Source organism: Lysobacter sp. Root76 (genome assembly GCF_001428685.1).
Classification (GTDB): domain Bacteria; phylum Pseudomonadota; class Gammaproteobacteria; order Xanthomonadales; family Xanthomonadaceae; genus Lysobacter.
The window spans coordinates 1,059,943-1,081,273 of sequence record NZ_LMIK01000001.1 but is presented as its reverse complement, the minus strand read 5'-3'; the positions used below and the strand labels follow the sequence as shown (position 1 = coordinate 1,081,273).

Below are 21,331 nucleotides of genomic sequence, written 5' to 3'. Positions count from 1 at the left end.
CTGTGGTGCGTTCCAGTGCAGGCTAGGCAGTGCGTTGCGATCCATCGCCGACGATGTGGACCTCGTCGGCGATCCGGCGCACTTCGTCCGGGTAGTGGCTGACGTAGATCATCGGCAGCGCGATCTCGTCGCGCACCCGCTGCAGGTACGGCAGCAGCTCGTCGCGGCGGTTCATGTCCAGCATCGACAGCGGTTCGTCCAGCAGCAAGATCTGCGGCTGCGACAGCAGCGCGCGGCCCAGGGCCACGCGCTGCATCTCACCGCCCGACAGGCCGGCGGTGGAACGCGACAGCAAGGCATCGATGCCCAGCAGGTCGACGACGGCGTCGAACTGGAACCGCGGCGCGGCCCGGGCGTCGCCGTGCAGGCCGTAGAGCAGGTTGCGGCGCACATCCAGGTGCGGGAACAGGCGCGCGTCCTGGAACACGTAGCCGATCCGGCGCCGATGCGCAGGCAGGTCGATGCCGGCGGCGGCATCGAACAGGCAGCGCCCGCCGATCTCGATGCGTCCGCGCTGCGGCCGCAGCAGGCCGGCGATGGCGTGCAGCAGCGAGGTCTTGCCGGCGCCCGAGTCGCCGACCAGGGCGATCACCCGGCGTTCGCTGCGGATGCTCACGCTGCGCTCGAACGCGCCGCGCCGCAGGCTGAAGTCGAGCAGATAGGTCGGCGCGGCGCTCATGCCTGCGTCTCGCGGCGCTGGCGCTGCACCAGCCATTCCGACAGCAGTACCGCGCCGAACGAGATCGCGACCGCGACCACGGTCAGCCGCCACAGCCCGGATTCGGCGCCGGGCACCTGCAGCAGGCCGTAGATCGCCGACGACAGGGTCTGGGTTTCGCCGGGGATGTTGGACACGAAGGTGATGGTGGCGCCGAACTCGCCCAATGCCTTGGCGAAACCGAGCACGGCGCCGGCGATCACGCCGGGCAGGGCCAGCGGCAGAGTCATGCCGAAGAACACCCGCCAGGGGTTCGCGCCCAGGGTCGCGGCGGCCTGCTCCAGGCGGCGGTCGACCGCTTCGATCGAGAGCCGGATCGCGCGCACCATCAGCGGGAAACCCATGATCGCGCAGGCCAGCGCCGCGCCGGTCCAGCGGAACGCGAAGCTCACGCCGAACCAATCGGACAGGAACCGCCCGATCGGCCCCTGCGAGCCGAACAGAATCAGCAGCACGTAGCCGGTCACCACCGGCGGCAGCACCAGCGGCAGATGCAGCAGCGCGTCGAGCAAGAGCTTGCCGGGAAAGCGTTTGCGCGCGAGCAGCCAGCCCATCGCCACGCCCAAGGGCAGGCTGGCCAGCACCGCCACGGTCGCGACCTTGAGGCTCAGTGCGATCGCCGTCAGTTCGGCTGGGCTGAAGTCGAACATGCGCCGGCCGCGCTCAGTCCAGGACCGCGAAGCCGTGGCGGCGGAACACCGTCGCCGCCGCCGGGGTCTTGAGCCAGCGCACGAACGCGGCCGTCTGCGCGCGCTTGCTGGCGCGGATGCGCGCGACCGGGTAGACGATGGCGGGGTGGGTGTCGGCCGGGAAGGTCGCGAGCACGCGCACGTTCGGCTCGGCGCGCGCGTCGCTGGCATAGACCACGCCCAGCGGCGCTTCGCCGCGCGCGACCAGCATCAAGGCCGCGCGCACGTTTTCGGCTTCGGCGACCCTGGGCTGCAACTGCCGCCACACGCCCAGCGATTCGAACGCGGCGCGCGCGTACTTGCCGGCCGGCACGCTCGCGGTCAGCGCCAAGGCCAGGCGGCCGTCGCCGAGCAAGGGGCGCAGATCGACGCCGGGTTTCAGCGTCAGCGCCTGTGCGCTGCTGGTCCTGGGCGCGATCAGCACCAGGCTGTTGCCGAGCAGGTTGCGGCGGCTGCCCTCATCGATCAGCTTGCGTTGCTGCAGGTAATCCATCCAGTCCAGGTCGGCGGACACGAACACGTCGGCCGGCGCGCCCTGTTCGATCTGCCGCGCCAGCGCCGAACTGGCGGCGTAGGACATCCGCAGTGGTTGACCGGTCTGGCCCTCGTAGACCACCGCGGCTTCGTCCAGCGCTTCCTTGAGGCTGGCCGCGGCGAACACGGTGATCGGCTCGGGTTTGGGCGGAGCGGCAGCGGCGCTGGCCGCCAGGGACAGGCCGAGGGCGCAGAACGCGGCGAGCCAGCGGCGACGCGACAGGATCATGAGGGGACAGCTCCAGGGGCCACGGCGCGAGCGTAGCGCGAAACCGCTGCAGCGCAGAGGCGTGGACGCGCTGCGGGAAAGATCAGGGCGCGTCGATCACGCGGATCGATTCGATCTGGCGGATCCAGCGCGCGGGCCGCGATTCGCCCGGCGCGATCAGGCGCCAGGGGCCGTCGTCCGCGCCGAGCGCGGCGCCGTCGCAACGGTCGGTCAGGACCACCTCCCGTGCGCCCAGGCTGGCGTCGAGTTCGGCCAGCGAGTAGGCGACGCGGTAGCCGTCGCGCGCCGACACCACCACCATGCGCGCCAGTTGCGGCCCGCGCAGCGGTTCCTCGGGCATGGCGCCGGACGCGCGCAGCAGCGCCGCCAGCGACACGCCTTCGCAGCTCAGGGTCTTGCCGTGCGCGTTGCCGGTGGCGACGACGCGCGGCAGGCCCGCGATCTTCGCCGCGTCCAGGGCCACGTCGATCGGCGCCATGCGCTGCGGCGGATCGGAAGCATGCGCGTGCGGGTTCTTCTCGGGCTCCGCGGCGACAGCGGCCGACACGGCCCCGATCAGCAGGCAGGCGATCGCGAGCGGCAGGCGTGTCGGACTCATGGCGGCCTCAGAGCTGATTGAGCGGAATCTTGAGGTAGCGCACGCCGTTGTCTTCGGCCTCGGGCAGGGCGCCCGCGCGCAGATTGACCTGCAAGGCCGGCAGGATTAGCGCAGGCACCGCCAGGGTCGCGTCGCGGGCCTCGCGCATGCGCACGAACTCGGCTTCGACGGTGTCGTCGCGGAGGTGGATGTTGGCGCGCTTCTGTTCGCCGATGCTGGTTTCGCAGCGCGGCGCGCGGCCGTCGGGGCCGTAGTCGTGGCAGACGAACACGCGGGTGGCGTCGGGCAGTTCGTACAGGTGCCGGATCGAGGCGTACAGCATGGCCGCGTCGCCGCCCGGGAAATCGCAGCGCGCGGTGCCGCTGTCGGGCATGAACAGCGAGTCGCCGGCGAACAAGGCGTCGTCGATCAGGTAGGCCAGGCTGTCGAGGGTGTGGCCGGGCACCGCGATGGCGCGTGCGCGCAGCTCGCCGATCGCGAACGTTTCCTCGTCCTCGAACAGGTGGTCGAACTGGCTGCCGTCGGCTTCGACCTTGGCGTCCAGGCCCAGCACCGGTACGAAGGTGCGCTGCACTTCGCGGATGCGGCGGCCGATCGCGATGCGCGCCTGCGGCAGGCGCTGCTTCAGCCAGTGCGCGGCGGTGAGGTGGTCGGCGTGGGCATGGGTTTCCAGCAGCCAGCGCACGTCCGCGCCGCAGGCTTGCGCAGCATCGAGGATCGCCTGCGCCGAGTTGCCGCCGGTGCGGCCGGAACGCGCGTCGTAGTCGAGCACCGGATCGACGATCGCGGCCTGCGACGTCGCCGGGTCCACGACCAGATAGCTCCAGGTCCCGGTGTCGGCATGATGGAAGGACTGCACCTGCGGGGACATCGGCTTCCTCTGACTGCGGCGTCCGTGCGATGGAGCCTGCGCGCGGTGTGCGGCGCGCGGCGTTTTGCGTCGCGCTCAGCGCTTGAGTGCGGCGTTGAGCAGGGCGGCGAGGCGGGTGCCGCCGCGGCGCAGCTGGGCTTCGGCTTCAGGTCGCCAAGTCTGCACGTATTCGTCGTCGATCGTCGCCCGCGGCGGATAGAAGCCTGGTTGCAGCGCGATCCGGCAGGAGGCCTCGGCCCAGCCCGCCGAATCCGGCGGCAGCGGCGGCTCCGACAGCGCCACCGCCAGCGGCAGCGCGCGCAGGCGTTGCAGCCAGGCGGCCTCGTCCAGGCCGGCGCGGTTGAGCATGCCGCTGTCCCACAGCGCGTGCAGGTTGGTGCCGCGCCCGCCGAGGTTGACCTGGACGTCGTTGCCGCCCTTGTCGCGGGCGTAGCCGGCATGCAGCGGCTGGTGCACGTCGCCGACGAAATGGACCACGAACTTCAATGCCTGCAGGCGTTCGGCACGCGGACGGTGGCGGTCGGCCAGGATCAGGCTCTGGTCGCGGATCGCCGCGACCACGCAGGCGTCGCCGGGGCAGTCGCGCTCGGGCTGGTAGACGCAGTCGTGCTCGGCGATGTTGACGTAGTGCCACTTCGCGCTCTTCTTGCCCAGGTCGGGGTCGTTGGCGCGCAGTTCGTCGGCCCAGTTGGCGACGCCGGGCAGGGTCGGGTCGGGTTCGCCGGCCAGCAGTTCGTCGATATCGCGGCGCACGGCCGGATCGAGTTCGTCCAGGGCCAGCAACGCGACCAGGCGGTGGCCGAGCGGGCCCCAGGCCAGGGCGTCGATCGGCAGCAGCAGAAGTAGGGCGAGGGAGAGGGCGCGGATCATGACGCCACTTTACCGGAGACGGCAGGGTTCCCGGCTGTAATCAGTGCACACGAATGGTGCCGCTCCTGTCGGTTCGCGCCCCGGCGCCGCGGTACCGCCGCAACGCCGGGGCTGCCGCCTTGGTCGGCGGGCTCAGAACCGGTAGATGTAGGCGACGCCGTAGGTCAGCGGATCGATCTGGGCGGTGCCGATCTTGACTCCGTCGACCTCGACATCGGTGTCGATGTCCATCCAGCGCACGTCGACCCGGATCGCGCCGCTCTCGCCGAGCATGAAGTCCACGCCCGCGTGCGCGGCCGGGCCCCAGGAGTCCTTGAGTTTGATCGTGGTGCCTTCGAGCGCGCCGCTGGTCTTCTCGCTGAAGAACAGGGTGTAGTTGATGCCGGCGCCGACGAACGGCGAGACCATGCCGCGGCTGTTGAAGTGGTACTGCAGGGTAACCGTCGGCGGCAGCTGCTTGGTCGTGGCGACCTGGCCGACGTCGACGATGTCGATGTCGTGCTCGAACGGGAGCGAGGCCAGCACCTCGATGCCCAGGTCGTTGCTGATGAAATACTCGAGCGTCACCGTCGGCTGGACGCTTTCGCTGACCTCCAGGTCGAACTCGCCGTCCAGGACGCTGCCGTTGTCGGAGGTCGGCGAGACCTGGTGGACCCCGACGCCGACGCTCCAGGTGCCGGCCGACTGGGCCAGGGCGGATTGCGACAGGCAGGCCAGGGCCAGGGCGGCGATCGCGCCACCGTAAGTACGCTTGTTCATTCCTTGAATCCCCTGTTGGATCGAGCTGATTTGATCGGGCTTGGCGTAGTTCGGTGCGTTACCGCATGGATCGCCACCCACTTTATGTGCGCCGAATCCTGCCCGTCCTTGACTTTGGTTGCAATATCGCCCGTCCGGAGGCCGCCCCGGGCGTCCAGGCCGCCTGGGCCGCCCCGAGGCCGGGGGCGGCGTCGGGGCGGGGTCGGGCCCGCGCTTGCTACAATGGCGGTTTCCCATCCCAGCCGCGTGTTGCGGGCCCAGGAGTTTCCAGAAATGGCGATCAAGGTAGGCATCAACGGCTTCGGCCGCATCGGACGCAACGTGCTGCGCTCGGCGGTGCAGAATTTCGGCGGCGAGATCGAGATCGTCGCGATCAACGACCTGCTCGAGCCGGACTACCTGGCCTACATGCTCCAGTACGACTCGGTCCACGGCCGCTTCAAGGGCGAGATCGCGGTCGAGGGCAACACCCTGATCGTCAACGGCCAGAAGATCCGCCTGACCCAGGAACGCGATCCGGCCAACCTCAAGTGGGACGAGGTCGGCGCCGAGGTGGTGATCGAATCGACCGGCCTGTTCCTGGACAAGGCCACCGCGCAGAAGCACCTCGACGCCGGCGCCAAGAAGGTCGTGCTGTCGGCGCCGTCCAAGGACGACACGCCGATGTTCGTTTACGGCGTCAACGACAAGACCTACAAGGGCGAGGCGATCATCTCCAACGCTTCGTGCACCACCAACTGCCTGGCCCCGCTGGCCAAGGTGCTGAACGACAAGTGGGGCATCAAGCGCGGCCTGATGACCACCGTGCACGCCGCCACCGCCACCCAGAAGACCGTCGACGGCCCGTCCAACAAGGACTGGCGTGGCGGCCGCGGCATCCTCGAGAACATCATCCCGTCCAGCACCGGCGCGGCCAAGGCGGTCGGCGTGGTGATCCCGGAGCTCAACAAGAAGCTCACCGGCATGTCGTTCCGCGTGCCGACCTCGGACGTCTCGGTGGTCGACCTGACCGTCGAACTGGTCAAGGACGCGACCTACGCCGAGATCTGCGCCGAAATGAAGGCGCAGAGCGAAGGCGCGCTCAAGGGCATCTTGGGCTACACCGAGGACAAGGTGGTCGCCACCGATTTCCGCGGCGACACCCGCACTTCGATCTTCGACGCCGACGCCGGCATTGCGCTCGACGGCACCTTCGTCAAGCTGGTGAGCTGGTACGACAACGAGTGGGGCTACTCGAACAAGTGCCTGGAAATGGTCAAGGTGGTCGCGGGCAAGTAAGCCGCGACGGTCCTGGCGATGCGAGAAAGCCCCGCGGTTGCGGGGCTTTTTCTTTGTGACGTCTTCTTCGGAAGGTCGAGCACGTAGCGGTCCCGAGTCTTCCCCAGCCCGCAGGAAGAGCCGTCGTCGGCTCAGGTCGCGGCCGTCGCTGAATCATGAGCTGGACTCGCAGCTCAACGACCTGCGCAAGTTCCTGCCGATCTCGACCAAGATGCTGATCGGCGCAGGCGCGTCAATCTTCCGGATACGGCGGCACCGGCGTCGGCACGCCCTCGCGATCCAGCGCGATCATGGTGAAACGGCCGCGCGTGGCCAGCTGCGACTCGCCGCTGAGCAGGTCTTCGCTGTGCATCTCCACCTCGACCTGCATCGAGGTGCGCCCCACCGAGACCACGCGCGCGATCAGTTCGACCAGCGCGCCTTTGGGCACGGCGGTATGGAAGTCGATCTGTTCCGAACGCGCGGTCACCACCGTGCGGCGCGCGTAGCGCGAGGCGGCGACGAACGCGGCCTTGTCCATCCACGCCAGCGCCTGGCCGCCGAACAGGGTGCCGAGGTGGTTGGTGTGGTCGGGGAAGACGATTTCGATGATGCGGGCTTCGGTCATGGGGCTTGTGTGTTGGAGATAAGCGACGAGAGTGGCGTCGCAGCGGCCCTCACCCCAACCCCTCTCAGCCTTGCACACCCTTCGGGCGCCGCAGGCGGGAGAGGGGCTTTAGCGATGAGAGTGGCGCCGCGGCGAACCGTTCCCTCTCCCGCTTGCGGGAGAGGGCTAGGGTGAGGGGGCTTTTGATCTTCAATAGGGGGAACGAGAGCAAAGGCATTCGCGCCTTTGGCGCTCATCCCCTCACCCCAACCCCTCTCCCGCAAGCGGGAGAGGGGCTTTATTCAGCGATGAGAGCGGCGCCGCGGCGAACTGTTCCCTCTCCCGCTTGCGGGAGAGGGCTAGGGTGAGGGGCTTTTGATCTTCGGGGGGCTTTGAGCGGAGAGGCGCACTTCGATGTCCTCAGAACGCCTCGTCGAACGCCACTTCGCCCTGCACGCCGACCTGGTAGGCCGAGACCCGGCGTTCGAAGAAGTTGGTCACTTCCTGCACGTCCTGCAGGTCCATGAAGCCGAAGGGGTTGGTCGAGCCGAAATGCTTGGGCATGCCGAGCTGCGCCATGCGCTGGTCGGCGCAGTACTCCAGGTACTGGCGCATGTCCTTCAGCGACAGGCCGACCACGCCGCCGGACAGCACGTCCTGGGCGAACTGCAGCTCGCAATCCACCGCATCCTCGAACATCTTCACCACCTGCGCGCGCAGATCGGCGTCGAACAGGTCGGGCTCCTCCTCGCGCGCGGTGCGGATGACTTCGAAGGCGAAGGCCATGTGGCAGCTTTCGTCGCGGAACACCCAGTTGGTGCCCGAGGCCAGGCCGTTGAGCAGGCCGCGCGAACGCAGATAGTAGACATAGGCGAAGGCGGCGAAGAAGAACAGGCCTTCGATGCAGCCGGCGAAGCAGATCAGGTTGAGCAGGAACTGGCGGCGCTGCTCGCGGGTCTCGATGCGCTTGAGGTCCTGCACCGAATCGATCCAGCGGAAACAGAACTCGGCCTTGGCCCGGATCGAAGGGATGTTCTCGACCGCGTCGAAGGCCTTGGCGCGCTCGTTCGGATCGGGCAGGTAGGTGTCGAGCAGGGTCAGGTAGAACTGCACGTGCAGCGCTTCTTCGTACAGCTGCCGCGACAGGTACATGCGCGCTTCCGGCGCGTTGATGTGCTGGTAGAGGTTCAGCACCAGGTTGTTGGCGACGATGCTGTCGCCGGTGGCGAAGAACGCGACCAGGCGCTCGACCAGATGGCGCTCGGCCGGGCCGAACTTGTGCTTGAGGTCGTTGACGTCCTGCGAGAAATCGACCTCTTCGACGGTCCAGGTGTTGCGGATCGCGTCGCGGTACATCTCGTAGAAATGCGGATAGCGCATCGGCCGCAGGGTGAGATCGAAACCGGGGTCCAGGAGCTTGGGAACTAGTAGGGAGGAATCAGTAACGGGAAGGGCTTTGGCTGACATGGACATGGGCGGTTTTCCGACATATGAAAGGCAGTGGTGCGGTCAAGCTTGAGGCGAACACGAAGCGACGGCATGCACTACCGGGGAGCATTGGTTTGGATCAAGTCCATGCGGCTGGCGGAGCTGGTTTGTATGAATGCGGCGAGATTGCCGGTGGAGGAGCGATACGGCGTGAGGCTGCAGATGACGAGGGCCGCAATCTCCGTTCCCAGCAACATCGCAGAAGGGTGGACGCGAGAGTCCCGCAAGGAAAAGGCTCAGTTCCTGGCGGTCGCGCATGGATCGCTTGCCGAAGTGCATACGCAAATGCTGCTTTGCGTGCGACTTGGTTGGCTCGACGGCCAGAAACTGGCGGAGGCCCTTGCCCTGGTCGACGAGGTCGGCCGAATGCTTACCTCGTTGCGCAGAACAGTGAGAGGTCCGCCAAGCATCGGCGGCCCTCCAGGCTCAGGCACTCGTTGCTAGTTCCTCTCCCTTCTAGTTCCCCCGCAACTACTGACAGGCTTCGCAGGACTCGGGGTTTTCCAGCGAGCAGGCGATCGCTTCGTCCGCGGTGTATTCCGGCTTCGGCGTTGCCGCCACCGGAGCGCTGACCGTGCTCTTGGCGATCTTGGTGGCCGGGCGCGAACGCAGGTAGTAGGTGGTCTTCAGGCCCTTCTTCCAGGCGTACATGTACATCGAGCTGAGCTGGCCGATGTTCGGGCTTTCGATGAACAGGTTCAGCGACTGGCTCTGGTCGATGTAGGCGCCGCGCTCGGCGGCCATGTCGATCAGCGAGCGCATCGGCAGTTCCCAGGCGGTGCGGTAGACCTGGCGCAGCGACTCGGGCACTTCGTGCACGGACTGGATCGAGCCTTCGGCCATCTTGATTCGGTCGCGCATCTCCGCCGTCCACAGGCCGAGCTTCTTGAGCTCCTCGACCAGGTATTTGTTGACCACCAGGAAGTCGCCGGACAGCGTTTCGCGCTTGAACAGGTTGGACACCTGCGGCTCGATGCATTCGTAGCAGCCGGCGATCGAGGCGATGGTCGCGGTCGGCGCGATCGCGATCAGCAGCGAGTTGCGCAGGCCGTGTTCGGCGATGCGCTGGCGCAGCGCGTCCCAGCGCTCGGGCTGCGACGGGGTCACGCCCCAGGCTTCGAACTGCAGCTCGCCGATGCTGGCGCGGGTGTCGTCGAAGCCGGGATGGCGGCCGTGTTCCAGCGCGAGTTCGTTCGAGGCCGACAGGGCGTGGAAGTAGATCGCCTCGGCGATGTCCTGCGACAGCTTGCGCGCGGCCTCGGAGTCGAACGCCAGGCGCAGCTTGAAGAACACGTCCTGCAGGCCCATCGAGCCCAGGCCGACCGGGCGCCACTTCAGATTGGCGCGGCGCGCGGTCTCGATCGGGTAGAAGTTCAGGTCGATCACGCGGTCGAGCTGGCGCACGGCCAGGCGCACGGTTTCGGCGAGCTTGTCGAAATCGAAAGCGCCCTTGCCGTCTTCGTACATCTCGACGTGGTGGGAGAGGTTGATCGAGCCCAGGTTGCACACCGCGGTCTCGTCCTGCGAGGTGACCTCGAGGATTTCGGTGCACAGGTTGGACAAGTGGATGACGTTGCCGTCGCGCAGGGTCTGGTTGGAGGCGCGGTTGGACTTGTCCTTGAAGTTCATCCAGCCGTTGCCGGTCTGCGCCAGGGTCCGCATCATGCGGCCGTAGATGTCGCGCGCCTTGACCTTCTTGACCGCCAGGCCGGCGGCTTCGGCCGCGGCATAGGCCTGCTCGAAAGCTTCGCCCCACAGGTCGGTCAGCTGCGGCACCTTGGCCGGATCGAACAGCGACCAGTCGGCGTCGGCCTCGACCCGGCGCATGAATTCGTCGGGAATCCAGTTGGCGAGATTGAGGTTGTGGGTGCGGCGCGCTTCGTCGCCGGTGTTGTCGCGCAGTTCCAGGAACTCTTCGACATCGGCATGCCACGGCTCCAGGTAGACGCAGGCCGCGCCCTTGCGCTTGCCGCCCTGGTTGACCGCGGCCACCGAGGCGTCGAGCGTCTTCAGCCACGGCACGATGCCGTTGGACAGGCCGTTGGTGGAACGGATCAGCGAGCCGCGCGAACGGATGCGGGTGTAGCTCAGGCCGATGCCGCCGCTGAACTTGCTGAGCTTGGCCACGTCCATGTAGCGCTTGTAGATCGACTCCAGCGAATCCTCGGGCGAGTCGAGCAGGAAGCAGCTCGATAGCTGCTCGTGGGTGGTGCCGGCGTTGAACAGGGTCGGCGAGGACGGGATGTAGTCGAGCTGGGCCATGCGCCGGTACAGGGCCAGGGCGTCGCCGACGTCTTCGCTGAGCGCGCAGGCGATGCGCAGGAAGAACTGCTGCGGGGTTTCGATCACGGTGCGCGCGGTCGGGTGGCGCAGCAGGTAGCGGTCGTACAGGGTGCGCAGGCCGAAGTAGTCGAAGCGCGCGTCCAGGCTGCGGTCGATGGCGTCGTTGAGCTTGCGCGCGTTGGCCTGCACGAAGCTCAGCAGGCGGTCGTTGATCAGGCCCAGTTCGTGGCCGCGCACGACCGACTGCGAGAACGCATGGATCTCGATGCCGGCGACTTCCTTCTCGATCACGTTGCTGAGCAGGCGCGCGGCGAGGCGGCCGTACTCGGGCTCCTCGGCGGTGAGCAGGGCGGCGGTGCGGATCGACAGTTCGTCGAGCTCGCGCGTGGTCGCGCCGTCGTAGAGGCCGGAGATGGTGCGGGTGGCCACGCGCATCGGATCGACCGCGTAGAGGTCCTCGCTGCAGCGGGTGACCGCGCGCACGATCTTGTTGAGGTCGACCGGCTCGCGGCGTCCGCTGCGCTTGGTCACGCTCATGGTGAGGTTGGCGGCCGGCGGGGTCAGGGCGAAACCGGGGGCGGCGTCGGTATTGCGCGCGGGCGCTTCGGCGGGGGAGGGGGCGGAAGAGGAGGTGCTCGCTGCGGCGGGCGCTTCGGTGGTGGCGGTCATGGGGGCTCCGATGCGTGGGCGCACGGGTCGCCGGCCTCCCTCGAGGGCCGACGTGCGCGGACGCAGGACGCAACGCCGGGTGGAGTCGGCGTTGCGGCGTGCGCCCCCGCGGGCGCGAAGTGTTCGAGGATGACGACAGGGTGTCGCGCAGTCCGAGACGGGCTGCGGCCGCGACGGAAGACCGAGGCGGCGGAACGACACCGGCCGCCTTCCCCCGAAGACTCCTGAGCCGGTACCGCGCGGTGTGCGACGCGCGGCTGTCGGCAGGTCTTCGGGCTCGGGACTTGGAGCGAGGGGCGAGTTAAGAGCGGTGGTCGGCAGGCCTCGGCCCGCGTCTCACTCCTCTCTACTCGCTCCTCGGCTCCTCCTACTGGTGGCCGCTTCCCAGGCGCCGGGCGCCCAGTGCAATGACCACGTTCGTTTCCCATACCGCTGCGGGGCAGCGCCGGCTTTGTCGCCGTCCAGAAGGACGGGTCCGCACCGGCTTCCCTATTAAGCCGATCTCGCGATCGGCACCGACGGACACAACATATTAGGGGTCCTTCGATCCGTCAACACGATATGTGGTGAGCGACAGCAGATTCGAAATAAAATCCCGGCGCCCTCGCGGCGGCGCGCTTGGTGTTAACGTGCGGGGCGACAAGGACAGGGGGCGCGGCGCGATGGCAGGACTGGTGACGTTGCTGGTGCTGGTGCTGCTGGCGGTACCGGCGCTGCTGATCGCGGCGCTGGTGATGATCTCCGGCCTCAAGGGCCGGGTCGCGATGTTGGAGGCGAGGGTCGACGAGCTCGGCTCGCCAGCCGCCCGTGCGGCCGATGCCCCGGTCGATGCGCGCGAGGCCGCGATGGCCGCCGAGCCGACCCTGGACGAGCTGATGCGCAGCGCGCCCACACCCGTGGTGCCCGAAAGTCGCGTCGATGCCACGCCGATTGCGCCGCCACGGACGCCTGTGCCCGAATCGTCGGTTCCGCCGCCGGTCGCACCGCCGCCCCTGCCGTCGACGCCGCCGCGCGCGGTGTTCGACACGCCGCCACCGAGCCCGCAGGCCGCCACACCGGCGCGCGCCGCGCCTGCGGCGGTGCGCCGTCCGCCGCCGAATCCGGCCACCGTATTCGTGCGTGCGGTCAAACGCTGGTTCACTGAAGGCAACGTGCCGGTCAAGGTCGGCATGCTGGTGCTGTTCGCCGGCGTCGCGGCCCTGCTCAAGTACGCGACCGATCAGGGCTGGATGCGCTTTCCGATCGAACTGCGCCTGGCCGGCATCGCCCTGGCCGCGCTGGGCGGAGTGGTGTTCGGCTGGTACCAGCGCGAGCGCAAGCGCAGTTTCGCCCTGAGTCTGCAGGGCGGCGCGATCGGCGTGCTGCTGTTGGTGGTATTCGCGGCCTTCAAGCTGTACGGCCTGATCGAAGCGGGCCCGGCGTTCGGGCTGAGCATCGTGCTGGTCGCCGGCGCCGGCGTGCTGGCGGTGCGGCAGAACGCGATCGCGCTGGCCTTGCTCGGCATCCTCGCCGGTTTCATGGCGCCGATCTGGCTCTCGACCGGGCAGGGCAACCACGTCGCCCTGTTCGGCTATTACGCGGTGCTCAACGCGGCGATCTTCGCGATCGCCTGGTGGCGGCCGTGGCGTGCGCTCAACCTGCTCGGTTTCGTCTTCACCTTCGGCATCGGCACCGCTTGGGGCGTATTGAGTTACCGCGCGCAGGACTACGCGACCACCGAACCGTTCCTGCTGCTGTTCTTCGGGTTCTATCTGCTGATTCCGATCCTGTACGCCTGGCGCCGTCCGGCCGGCAAGCGCGATCTGATCGACGGCTGCCTGGTGTTCGGCACGCCGCTGATCGCGTTCATGCTGCAGGCCGGCCTGCTCGAAGGCGAGCGCATGCCGCTGGCGTTCTGCGCGCTGGGCCTGGCCGCGCTGTACGCGGCGCTGGCGTGGTGGCTGCAGCGGCGCGAGCACTTCGCCGCGCTGGCCACCCCGTACGCGCTGCTCGCGGTCGGCTTCGCGACCCTGGCGGTGCCGCTGGCGTTGTCGGCGCAGAGCACCGCCTGCGTGTTCGCGGTCGAAGGCGCGGCGCTGGTCTGGCTGGGGCTGCGTCAACAACGCATCCTGCCGCAGCTGGCCGGCTTCGCCCTGCAGCTGTTCGCCGCGGGCGGTTTCGCGATCGGCGTCAGCGACGGTCCCGAGCCGCTGACCGCGCTGCTCAACGCGCGTTTCATGGGCGCCTTGCTGATCGCGCTGGCCGCTTTCGCCAGCGCCTGGAGCTATCGCCGCGCCGAGCGGCGCGGTTTCGCCCTGGCCTATTACCTGTGGGGCCTGGCCTGGTGGTGCGGCAACGCGCTCGGCGAGATCGAGCGCTTTCTGATGTCGGACGTGCGCGCCGACGCGGTGCTCGCTTTCGCCGCGCTCAGCGCCTGGCTCGCGGCCGAGACCTATCGCCGTCTGCCGGCGCGCGCGCTGGCCTGGACGGTCGCGGCCGGTCTGGCCGCGGCGCTGCCGCTGGCGTTCGCGCAGGAGTCGGCGCACCTGCACCCGTTCGGCGGCTATGGCCTGGCGGCCTGGCTGGTCTACGCGATCGCCGGTGCGCGCGCCTTGCGCTGCCTGCGCGATCGGGCCGGCGGCGAGCTCGGTGTCGCGCATGCGGCCTGGCTGTGGGCCTGGCCGCTCGCGGCCAGTCTGTCGCTGCACGAGTTCGTCGGCCGCAACACGGTCGGCGACGGTTGGACCTGGGCTGCGCTGGCGCTGCCGTTCCTGGCGATGGCGGCGGCGCTGCAATGGCGTCCGGCCGCGATCGCGGCGCCGCTGAGCGAGCGTTTCGGGCAATGGCGCGGCGCGGTCCAGGGCACGTTCCTGTTCGCGCTGGTGCTGGGCGCGATCGTCGCCCTCGGCCAGCCCGGCGCGAGCGCGCCGCTGCCGTGGCTGCCGCTGCTCAATCCGCTCGACCTGAGCCAGCTCGCGGTGCTGGCGCTGTTTGCGTTCTGGCTGGCCTCGCCGGTGGGCCCGGACGATCTGCGCGCACGCCGGGTGCCGCTGCTGGCGACCGCCGGCTTCGCCCTGATCACCGTCGTCACCCTGCGCGCGACCCATCACTGGGGCGGCGTGCCCTGGGATGGCGCGATGTTCGGCACCGGCCTGGTTCAGACCAGCCTGACCGTGGTCTGGAGCCTGCTCGGCGTGCTCGGCTGGGTGATCGGTTCGCGCCGTGGCCAGCGCGCCTTGTGGCTGGCCGGCGCGGTGCTGATGGCGGTGGTGCTGGCCAAGCTGGTGTTGGTCGACCGCACCCACCTGGGCAACCTGCTCGGCATCGCCTCGTTCATCGCATACGGCTTGCTGTGCACGCTGGTCGGTTACCTCGCGCCGGCGCCGCCGAGCCGGGCCGCCGACGCCGAAGACCGCCAACCGGAGATCCCGGCATGAGCCTGGCCCGTACTGTCGCTGCGTTCGCTCTCGTACTTTTGCCCGCGTTGGCGAGCGCCGGGCCGCGCGACGATTACGCCCAGCAATGGCCGCTGCAACTGGGCAGCGAAGGCGCGGGCGCGTACCGGGTCGCGCTCGACGACAGCGTCTACCAACATGCGCGCCGCTCCGGCCTGCGCGATGTCGACGTGATCGACGGCGCCGGCAATCCGGTGCCGGCCGCGCTGTACCGGCCCGGTCCGGGCGAAGCGCGCGCGGCGGTCCGCGCCAGCCTGCCCTGGTTCGCCTTGCCGGCGCGTCCGGCCAGCGGCGCCCAGGAGTGGCAGTTGGTCAGCGAAGTCGAAGCCGACGGCCGCCTGCGCCGGGTCGAGGCGCGCGGCATCGGCCGCGGCGCTGCGATCGGGCCGCAGACCGCCTTGCTGATCGACGCCAGCACCTTGCGCGCGCCGATCCGCGCGCTGGAACTGGACTGGGCGCCGGGCACCGCGTTGGACGCCACCTACCGCGTCGAAGCCAGCGACGACCTCGAACATTGGCGGGATGTGGTCGCGCGCGGACGTCTGGTCGATCTGGAGCAGGGCGGCCGCCGCCTGCTGCAGCGCCGGATCGCGTTCGACCCCGACGGCCTGCGCGCGCGCTACCTGCGCCTGAGCCCGACCAACCCCGACGCGGTCGCGCCGATCCGCGCGGTCAGCGCCGAACTCGACGCCAGCGCCGATCCCTCGCCGCTGCGCTGGCGCCAGCTCAAGGGCCGCAGGGTCGCCGCCGAGCGCGCCGGCGAGAAGGGCGCGCGTTTCGAATTCGAACTCGACGGCCGCTTCCCGATCCAGCGCATCGACGTCGCGCTGCCCGGCAATTACGCGGTCGGCTGGAACCTGGAAAGCCGCGACCGCACCGACGCGCCCTGGCAGCGCCGGCTGGCGCCGTGGACCGCCTACCGCGTCGGCAGCGATGGCCGCTCCTCGTCGCGGGCGCTGCCGGTGCGCAGCGACGACCGCTATTGGCGCTTGAGCGCCGACGCGGCGGTGCCCGGCGAACCGAGCCTGCGCCTGGGCTACCAGCCCGAGATGATGGTGTTCATCGCCCAGGGCGCACCGCCCTACGCCCTGGTCGCCGGCAGTGCGCGCACGGCGCGCGAAGACCTGCCGCTGCCGCAGACGATGCTGGCGCTGCAGGCCGAGCGCGGCCCGACCTGGCGCCCGGCCGAGGCCGCGCTGGGCCCGATGCAGGCCCTGGCCGGCGCCGCCGCGCTGGTGCCGGACGAACCCGAGCGCAACTGGCGCACCTGGCTGTTGTGGGCGGTGCTGGTGGTCGGCGCCGTGGTGGTCGCCGGATTCGCCGTCGCCCTGCTGCGCGGCAGCGCGCCGCCGGCGGCGTAGACGGTCGGGATTCGTCGCAGCGATCAAGGCCTGCCATCGCGGGCCTTTCGCATTTTCGAATCCCAAATCCCGAATCCCAAATCCCGGCCTTTACAATGTCCGGCTCCGGCAGTCGGCCCCGCGTGCGCCGCCGCCTTCCCCCTTTGTCCGCGCCCAGGAGGCCTCCGTGTCCATCGTCCGCATGACCGATCTCGATCTCGCCGGTAAACGCGTGTTGATTCGAGAAGATCTCAACGTGCCGATCGATGCCGGCCGCATCACCTCCGAACAACGCATCCTGGCCGCGCTGCCGACCCTGAAGCTGGCGCTGGAAAAAGGCGCCGCAGTGATGGTGACCTCGCACCTGGGCCGGCCCAAGGAAGGCGTGTGGAGCGAAGCCGATTCGCTGGCGCCGGTGGCCGCGCGCCTGTCGCAGTTGCTGGGCATCGACGTGCCGCTGATCAAGGACTGGGTCGACGGCGTCGATGTGCAGCCCGGCCAGCTGGTCCTGCTCGAGAACTGCCGCATGAACCCCGGCGAGGGCAAGGACGACGACGCCCTGTCGAAGAAGTACGCCGCGCTGTGCGACGTGTTCGTCATGGACGCCTTCGGCACCGCCCATCGCGCCCAGGCCTCGACCCACGGCGCGATCCGCCATGCCAAGCTCGCCGCCGGCGGCCCGCTGCTGATGGCCGAACTCGATGCCTTGGCCAAGGCGCTGGAGCAGCCGGCGCGTCCGCTGCTGGCGATCGTCGCCGGCTCCAAAGTCTCGACCAAGCTGGAATTGCTGTCCTCGCTGGTCGGCAAGGTCGACCAACTGATCGTCGGCGGCGGCATCGCCAACACCTTCATCGCCGCGCTCGGCCACGGCGTCGGCAAGTCGCTGGTCGAAATCGACCTGATCGGCACCGCGAAGCAGATCATGGCCGACGCCAAGGCGCGAGGCGCCGACATTCCGGTGCCGACCGACGTGGTGGTCGCGCCGGCTTTCGCCGCCGACGCGCCGGCCACGGTCAAGGCCGTCGATGCGGTGGGCGCCGACGACATGATCCTCGACATCGGTCCGGACACCGCCGCGCGCTACGCCGAGCTGATCAAGAACGCCGGCACCGTGGTCTGGAACGGCCCGGTCGGCGTGTTCGAGTTCGACGCTTTCGGCCACGGCACCCAGGCCCTGGCGCGCGCGATCGCGGCGTCCAAGGCGTTCTCGATCGCCGGCGGCGGCGACACTTTGGCCGCGGTCGACAAGTACGGCATCGCCGACGACGTCAGCTACATTTCCACCGGCGGCGGCGCCTTCCTCGAATTCCTCGAAGGCAAGGAACTGCCGGCGGTCGCCGCGCTCAAGCAGGCGGGCGCGTGAGCGTGGCCACGGCCGCGCCGACGCTGTTCTTCGACCTAGACGGCACCCTGATCGACTCGGCGGTCGGCATCACCCGCTGCGTCGCCCATGCGCTGACCCAGATGCAGCATCCGGTGCCGCCGCAGGCCGAACTGCGGCGCTGGATCGGCCCCTCGCTACGCACCAGCTTCGGGCCGCTGTTCGCGCAGCCCGAGCAGGTCGAGCGCGCGGTCGAGCACTACCGCGAACGCTTCGAAACCCACGGCTGGGCCGAGCACGAGGTCTACGCCGGAATCGAGCGGACCGTGGAATCGCTGCATGCGGCCGGGCACCGGCTGGCGATCGTGACCGCCAAGAACGAGCCGCATGCGCGCAAGATCATCGATCACCTGCCGTTCGGCCACCGCTTCGAGGACGTGATCGGCTCGACTCTGGACGGCCGGCTCAGCGACAAGCCCGAGCTGATCGCCGAGGCGCTGCAGCGCCTGTCGTTGACCGCGCAGGACTGCTGGATGATCGGCGATCGGCGCATGGACATCGAAGGCGCGCGCCACCACGGCATGCGCAACATCGGCGTGCTCTGGGGCTTCGGCGGCGAAGAGGAACTGCGTCGGGCCGGTGCGCAACGCCTGGCGGACGCGCCCGAGCAACTGCCGGCACTGCTCGCGGCCTGAGCCTGCCGCACTGCCGCATCGCGCGGCGCCGCAAGCGCCGCACGTCGGTCGGTGCGCGTGCGGATGTGCCGGCGCGCCCAATTCGCGGCCTCCGCTCGGCCGCCTGTGAACCGGATCAAGGTTTGCGGCGGCGGCGGGGGGTAGCGTCCGGTTGCGGTCAGGAGACCGCGTCGAACCGGAGATCGCATCATGCGTCGCAAGGGATTTCTGCTGTCGAACACGCTGATCGCCGCGGCCCTGCTCGGGCTGCTGCTGGCCGGCGCTGCCGTCGCCGGACGCGCCGGCGAGGCTTATTCGGTGATCTATTTCGACGACGCCGGCAACGAGGTCGGCGGCGCCACCGCCAACTGCGGCGGCCAGTACCTGTCCTGGGGCATCCGCACCACCCATTACACCCGCAACACCTGGATCTGCGACTGAGCGCAGCCGGGTCCCGCATCGGCCTCCCCGACGTAGGATGCGGTGAGCGCAGCGAAACGCATCGCTGCGGATCACCGACACAGGCGCCGCGTAGCGAAGCATCGCGGCGAGGCGGTTCGCCCGTGGCTCATCGCATCCTGCGGTTCCACCGCTGTTCGCAAGCCGTCGCCGCGCGTTTCCTGCGCGGCGTCGCGTGCCGCCCGCGCCACCGTGAGCGCGGACGCCGCGACGATGCCGCGCTGTCCCGGTGCGCAAGCCCTTCAACGCAGGATTCGATGAGCGCGGCGACCCGCGTCCTTCAATCCGTCTGCGACCGCCACTCGCGCGCGAGCAGACCGTAGATCGCCGAATCCTGGCATTCGCCGGCGACGTTCCAGCGTTCGCGCAGCAGGCCCTCGCGGCGGAAACCCAGGCGTTCCACCAGCCGGCACGAGGGCAGGTTGCGCGGGTCGATGTCGGCCTCGATGCGGCGCAGCGACAATGTGGAATACGCGTAGTCCAGCACCAGCCGCAACGCTTCCTGGGCGTAGCCGCGGCTCCAATGCGCGGACCGCAGCGCATAGCCGATCTCGGCCCGGCCCTGGGCGCGCTGGATATCGAACAAGGTGGTCGCGCCGATCAGGCGGTCGTCGTCGCGCCCGACGACGGCCCAGCACAGCATCTCTTCGTTCGAGCGCGCCGCGATCGCCCGGGCCAGGTGGTCCTCGGCCTGGTGGCGCTGGGTCCAGGCCGGGAAGCTCCAGTAGCGCATCACCGCAGGATCGGCGTGCAGGGCGAAGAAGTCGCCGAGGTCGTCGCTGCGGAAGCCGCGCAGGCGCAGGCGTTCGCCGCGCAGCAGCGGCAGGTCGTCGCGCTCGACCGTTTCATCGTGGACAAGATTCATCGTGGACAAGAGAGGACATGGGCGCGAAACCGATCGAAGGACGCGGCAGCTGTGCTAGCGTGGCCCGCAGTCACGGAACCGCAGTCTGCCATGTCCGCCAATCCTCGTCGCACCAAGATCCTCGCCACCCTCGGCCCGGCCACCGATCCGCCGGGCGTGCTCGATGCGCTGCTGACCGCAGGCGTCGACGTGGTTCGCCTCAATTTCTCCCACGGCGATCCCTCCTCGCAGGTCGCCCGCGCGACCGCGGTGCGCGAAGCCGCGCAGCGGGTCGGCGTCGAGGTCGGCATCCTCGCCGACCTGCCGGGTCCGAAGATCCGCATCGAGCGTTTCGCCGAAGGCCGGGTGCTGCTCAAGGCCGGCGACCGCTTCGACCTGGTCGCCAGCACCGACGCGCCGCCGGGCAGCCTGCGCGAAGTCGGGGTCAGCTACCTGGGCCTGCCCAACGACGTGAAGCCCGGCGACGTGCTGTTGCTCGACGACGGCCTGCTGCAGCTGCGCGTGGACGCGGTCGAAGGCCAACGCATCGTCAACACCGTGCTCAACGACGGCGTGCTCTCGGACCGCAAGGGCCTGAACAAGCAGGGCGGCGGCCTGTCGCTGGGCGCGCTGACCGAGCGCGACAAGGAACTGATCGCGGTCGCCGCCGAACTCGGCGCCGACTTCATCGCGGTCTCGTTCTGCCGCAACGCCGCAGACATGAACGAGGCCCGCCGCATCGCCCGCGCCGCCGGCAGCGACGCCGCGCTGGTGTCCAAGATCGAGCGCGCCGAGGCGATCGAGAACCTCGCCGAAATCGTCGAGGCCAGCGACGTGGTCATGGTCGCGCGCGGCGACCTGGGCGTGGAGATCGGCGACGCCGAACTGCCCGGCCTGCAGAAGAAGATCATCCGCGAGTCGCTGGCCCGCAACCGCGTGGTCATCACCGCCACCCAGATGCTGCAGTCGATGGTCGACAGCCCGATTCCGACCCGCGCCGAAGTGCTGGACGTCGCCAACGCCGTGATCGACGGTACCGACGCGGTGATGCTGTCGCAGGAGTCCGCCGCCGGCCGCTATCCGATCAAGGCGGTGGAGGCGATGGCGCGCATCTGCCTGGGCGCCGAACGCCAGTTCGACCACGACACCGATTTCGAAGCCGCGCCGCGCAACCTCGAACGCGCCGACCAGGCGATCGCGATGGCGGCGATGTTCCTGTCCGAGCACATCGGCGTGCGCGCGATCGTGGCCCTGACCGAGTCCGGCGGCACCGCGCGCTTCCTGTCGCGGTTCCGCTCCAACTCGCCGATCTACGCCTTCTCGCGCCATCCCGGCGCGCGCCGGCGCATGGCCCTGATGCGCGACGTCTACCCGATCGACTTCGACAGCCGCGGCCTGGCCTCGCGCGACGCCGCCCGCAGCGCGGTCAAGCAGCTGTTCGACACCGGCAAGCTGGCGATCGAGGAACGGGTGATCTTCACCAGCGGCGACACCATGGAACAGCACGGCGCCACCAACACCCTGCGCCTGCTCCAGGTCGGCGCCGGCGGCTCCGCCGAGGGCCTGGGCGAGCTGTAAGCCTGTTCGTCGCGGCCTTATCCTCGGCCGATCAGCACAAGGCCCAGCTCACGCTGGGCCTTTCTTCTATCGGTCGTTGACGATACAGGGTTCGCGTCCGTGACCGTCG

The 21,331-nt window shown here is 69.3% G+C and carries 18 protein-coding genes and 1 riboswitch; of the genes, 7 read left to right on the top strand and 11 right to left on the bottom strand.

Features of this window, described 5'->3' with window-relative positions; translation table 11 throughout:
* Positions 1-22 precede the first annotated feature (22 nt).
* The 7 genes from modC to ASE10_RS04460 form a co-directional block, all read right to left on the bottom strand.
* On the bottom strand, positions 23-679 hold the full coding sequence (gene modC / locus ASE10_RS04490; protein WP_055903801.1) for a molybdenum ABC transporter ATP-binding protein: 657 nt from the start codon (positions 677-679) through the stop codon (positions 23-25).
* Positions 676-1,368 (bottom strand): molybdate ABC transporter permease subunit, encoded by a 693-nt coding sequence (modB, locus tag ASE10_RS04485; RefSeq protein WP_055903798.1) that lies wholly within the window; start codon positions 1,366-1,368, stop codon positions 676-678. Before modB ends, modC begins: the two co-directional genes overlap by 4 nt.
* A gap of 13 nt (positions 1,369-1,381) precedes the next feature.
* The gene (gene modA, locus ASE10_RS04480; protein WP_055903795.1) at positions 1,382-2,170 is read right to left on the bottom strand and encodes a molybdate ABC transporter substrate-binding protein; all 789 of its coding nucleotides are present in this window, start codon (positions 2,168-2,170) and stop codon (positions 1,382-1,384) included.
* An 82-nt stretch (positions 2,171-2,252) separates the two neighbouring features.
* The gene (locus ASE10_RS04475; RefSeq protein ID WP_055903792.1) at positions 2,253-2,768 is read right to left on the bottom strand and encodes a hypothetical protein; all 516 of its coding nucleotides are present in this window, start codon (positions 2,766-2,768) and stop codon (positions 2,253-2,255) included.
* Between the two features lie 7 nt (positions 2,769-2,775).
* Positions 2,776-3,639, bottom strand: coding sequence for an MBL fold metallo-hydrolase (locus ASE10_RS04470; RefSeq protein ID WP_055903789.1), 864 nt, complete (start codon positions 3,637-3,639; stop codon positions 2,776-2,778).
* Between the two features lie 75 nt (positions 3,640-3,714).
* A complete protein-coding gene (locus ASE10_RS04465; RefSeq protein WP_055903786.1) occupies positions 3,715-4,509 on the bottom strand; it encodes a S1/P1 nuclease in 795 nt (264 codons plus the stop codon).
* A 132-nt stretch (positions 4,510-4,641) separates the two neighbouring features.
* The gene (locus ASE10_RS04460; RefSeq protein WP_055903783.1) at positions 4,642-5,268 is read right to left on the bottom strand and encodes an OmpW family outer membrane protein; all 627 of its coding nucleotides are present in this window, start codon (positions 5,266-5,268) and stop codon (positions 4,642-4,644) included.
* A gap of 273 nt (positions 5,269-5,541) precedes the next feature.
* On the opposite strand from ASE10_RS04460, the gene gap reads away from it, so the two are divergent.
* On the top strand, positions 5,542-6,546 hold the full coding sequence (gene gap / locus ASE10_RS04455) for a type I glyceraldehyde-3-phosphate dehydrogenase (RefSeq protein WP_055903780.1): 1,005 nt from the start codon (positions 5,542-5,544) through the stop codon (positions 6,544-6,546).
* Positions 6,547-6,778: 232 nt separating this feature from the next.
* Here the strand turns inward: gap and ASE10_RS04450 are convergent, their stop codons facing one another.
* From ASE10_RS04450 to ASE10_RS04440, 3 genes are all read right to left on the bottom strand, one after another.
* The gene (locus ASE10_RS04450) at positions 6,779-7,153 is read right to left on the bottom strand and encodes an acyl-CoA thioesterase (protein WP_055903777.1); all 375 of its coding nucleotides are present in this window, start codon (positions 7,151-7,153) and stop codon (positions 6,779-6,781) included.
* A gap of 399 nt (positions 7,154-7,552) precedes the next feature.
* Positions 7,553-8,599 (bottom strand): ribonucleotide-diphosphate reductase subunit beta, encoded by a 1,047-nt coding sequence (locus tag ASE10_RS04445; RefSeq protein WP_055904091.1) that lies wholly within the window; start codon positions 8,597-8,599, stop codon positions 7,553-7,555.
* A gap of 492 nt (positions 8,600-9,091) precedes the next feature.
* Complete coding sequence (locus tag ASE10_RS04440) at positions 9,092-11,440, bottom strand: ribonucleoside-diphosphate reductase subunit alpha (RefSeq protein WP_235565838.1); 2,349 nt, start codon at positions 11,438-11,440, stop codon at positions 9,092-9,094.
* Positions 11,441-11,816: 376 nt separating this feature from the next.
* Positions 11,817-12,107, bottom strand: a riboswitch (cobalamin riboswitch).
* Between the two features lie 127 nt (positions 12,108-12,234).
* On the opposite strand from ASE10_RS04440, the gene ASE10_RS04435 reads away from it, so the two are divergent.
* The 5 genes from ASE10_RS04435 (at position 12,235) to ASE10_RS04415 (ending at position 18,782) form a co-directional block, all read left to right on the top strand.
* The gene (locus ASE10_RS04435; protein WP_056304962.1) at positions 12,235-14,988 is read left to right on the top strand and encodes a DUF2339 domain-containing protein; all 2,754 of its coding nucleotides are present in this window, start codon (positions 12,235-12,237) and stop codon (positions 14,986-14,988) included.
* Positions 14,985-16,367 (top strand): DUF3999 domain-containing protein, encoded by a 1,383-nt coding sequence (locus ASE10_RS04430; RefSeq protein ID WP_157480861.1) that lies wholly within the window; start codon positions 14,985-14,987, stop codon positions 16,365-16,367. The genes ASE10_RS04435 and ASE10_RS04430 overlap by 4 nt, the downstream gene beginning before the upstream one ends.
* 166 nt (positions 16,368-16,533) lie before the next feature.
* Positions 16,534-17,709 carry a phosphoglycerate kinase gene (locus ASE10_RS04425; RefSeq protein WP_055903768.1) on the top strand — a complete coding sequence of 392 codons (1,176 nt, stop codon included), beginning with the start codon at positions 16,534-16,536 and terminating at the stop codon, positions 17,707-17,709.
* Positions 17,706-18,362, top strand: a complete 657-nt coding sequence (locus ASE10_RS04420) for an HAD hydrolase-like protein (RefSeq protein ID WP_082559695.1) — start codon at positions 17,706-17,708, stop codon at positions 18,360-18,362. The genes ASE10_RS04425 and ASE10_RS04420 overlap by 4 nt, the downstream gene beginning before the upstream one ends.
* A gap of 189 nt (positions 18,363-18,551) precedes the next feature.
* On the top strand, positions 18,552-18,782 hold the full coding sequence (locus ASE10_RS04415) for a DUF6289 family protein (RefSeq protein ID WP_055903762.1): 231 nt from the start codon (positions 18,552-18,554) through the stop codon (positions 18,780-18,782).
* 298 nt (positions 18,783-19,080) lie between these two features.
* On the opposite strand, the gene ASE10_RS04410 is transcribed toward ASE10_RS04415, so the two are convergent.
* The gene (locus ASE10_RS04410) at positions 19,081-19,665 is read right to left on the bottom strand and encodes a GNAT family N-acetyltransferase (RefSeq protein WP_055903759.1); all 585 of its coding nucleotides are present in this window, start codon (positions 19,663-19,665) and stop codon (positions 19,081-19,083) included.
* Between the two features lie 90 nt (positions 19,666-19,755).
* On the opposite strand from ASE10_RS04410, the gene pyk reads away from it, so the two are divergent.
* Positions 19,756-21,222 carry a pyruvate kinase gene (gene pyk, locus ASE10_RS04405; protein WP_055903756.1) on the top strand — a complete coding sequence of 489 codons (1,467 nt, stop codon included), beginning with the start codon at positions 19,756-19,758 and terminating at the stop codon, positions 21,220-21,222.
* The last annotated feature ends 109 nt before the right edge of the window (positions 21,223-21,331 follow it).

Excerpts from the sequence above, each read along its gene's own strand:
- ASE10_RS04440 (WP_235565838.1), bottom strand. The coding sequence starts at position 11,440 with ATGAGCGTGACCAAGCGCAGCGGACGCCGCGAGCCGGTCGACCTCAAC.
- modB (WP_055903798.1), bottom strand. The coding sequence starts at position 1,368 with ATGTTCGACTTCAGCCCAGCCGAACTGACGGCGATCGCACTGAGCCTC.
- ASE10_RS04435 (WP_056304962.1), top strand. The coding sequence starts at position 12,235 with ATGGCAGGACTGGTGACGTTGCTGGTGCTGGTGCTGCTGGCGGTACCG.
- ASE10_RS04470 (WP_055903789.1), bottom strand. The coding sequence starts at position 3,639 with ATGTCCCCGCAGGTGCAGTCCTTCCATCATGCCGACACCGGGACCTGG.
- ASE10_RS04460 (WP_055903783.1), bottom strand. The coding sequence starts at position 5,268 with ATGAACAAGCGTACTTACGGTGGCGCGATCGCCGCCCTGGCCCTGGCC.
- ASE10_RS04410 (WP_055903759.1), bottom strand. The coding sequence starts at position 19,665 with ATGAATCTTGTCCACGATGAAACGGTCGAGCGCGACGACCTGCCGCTG.
- pyk (WP_055903756.1), top strand. The coding sequence starts at position 19,756 with ATGTCCGCCAATCCTCGTCGCACCAAGATCCTCGCCACCCTCGGCCCG.
- ASE10_RS04465 (WP_055903786.1), bottom strand. The coding sequence starts at position 4,509 with ATGATCCGCGCCCTCTCCCTCGCCCTACTTCTGCTGCTGCCGATCGAC.
- gap (WP_055903780.1), top strand. The coding sequence starts at position 5,542 with ATGGCGATCAAGGTAGGCATCAACGGCTTCGGCCGCATCGGACGCAAC.
- ASE10_RS04430 (WP_157480861.1), top strand. The coding sequence starts at position 14,985 with ATGAGCCTGGCCCGTACTGTCGCTGCGTTCGCTCTCGTACTTTTGCCC.
- ASE10_RS04450 (WP_055903777.1), bottom strand. The coding sequence starts at position 7,153 with ATGACCGAAGCCCGCATCATCGAAATCGTCTTCCCCGACCACACCAAC.
- modA (WP_055903795.1), bottom strand. The coding sequence starts at position 2,170 with ATGATCCTGTCGCGTCGCCGCTGGCTCGCCGCGTTCTGCGCCCTCGGC.
- ASE10_RS04475 (WP_055903792.1), bottom strand. The coding sequence starts at position 2,768 with ATGAGTCCGACACGCCTGCCGCTCGCGATCGCCTGCCTGCTGATCGGG.
- modC (WP_055903801.1), bottom strand. The coding sequence starts at position 679 with ATGAGCGCCGCGCCGACCTATCTGCTCGACTTCAGCCTGCGGCGCGGC.
- ASE10_RS04445 (WP_055904091.1), bottom strand. The coding sequence starts at position 8,599 with ATGTCAGCCAAAGCCCTTCCCGTTACTGATTCCTCCCTACTAGTTCCC.
- ASE10_RS04415 (WP_055903762.1), top strand. The coding sequence starts at position 18,552 with ATGCGTCGCAAGGGATTTCTGCTGTCGAACACGCTGATCGCCGCGGCC.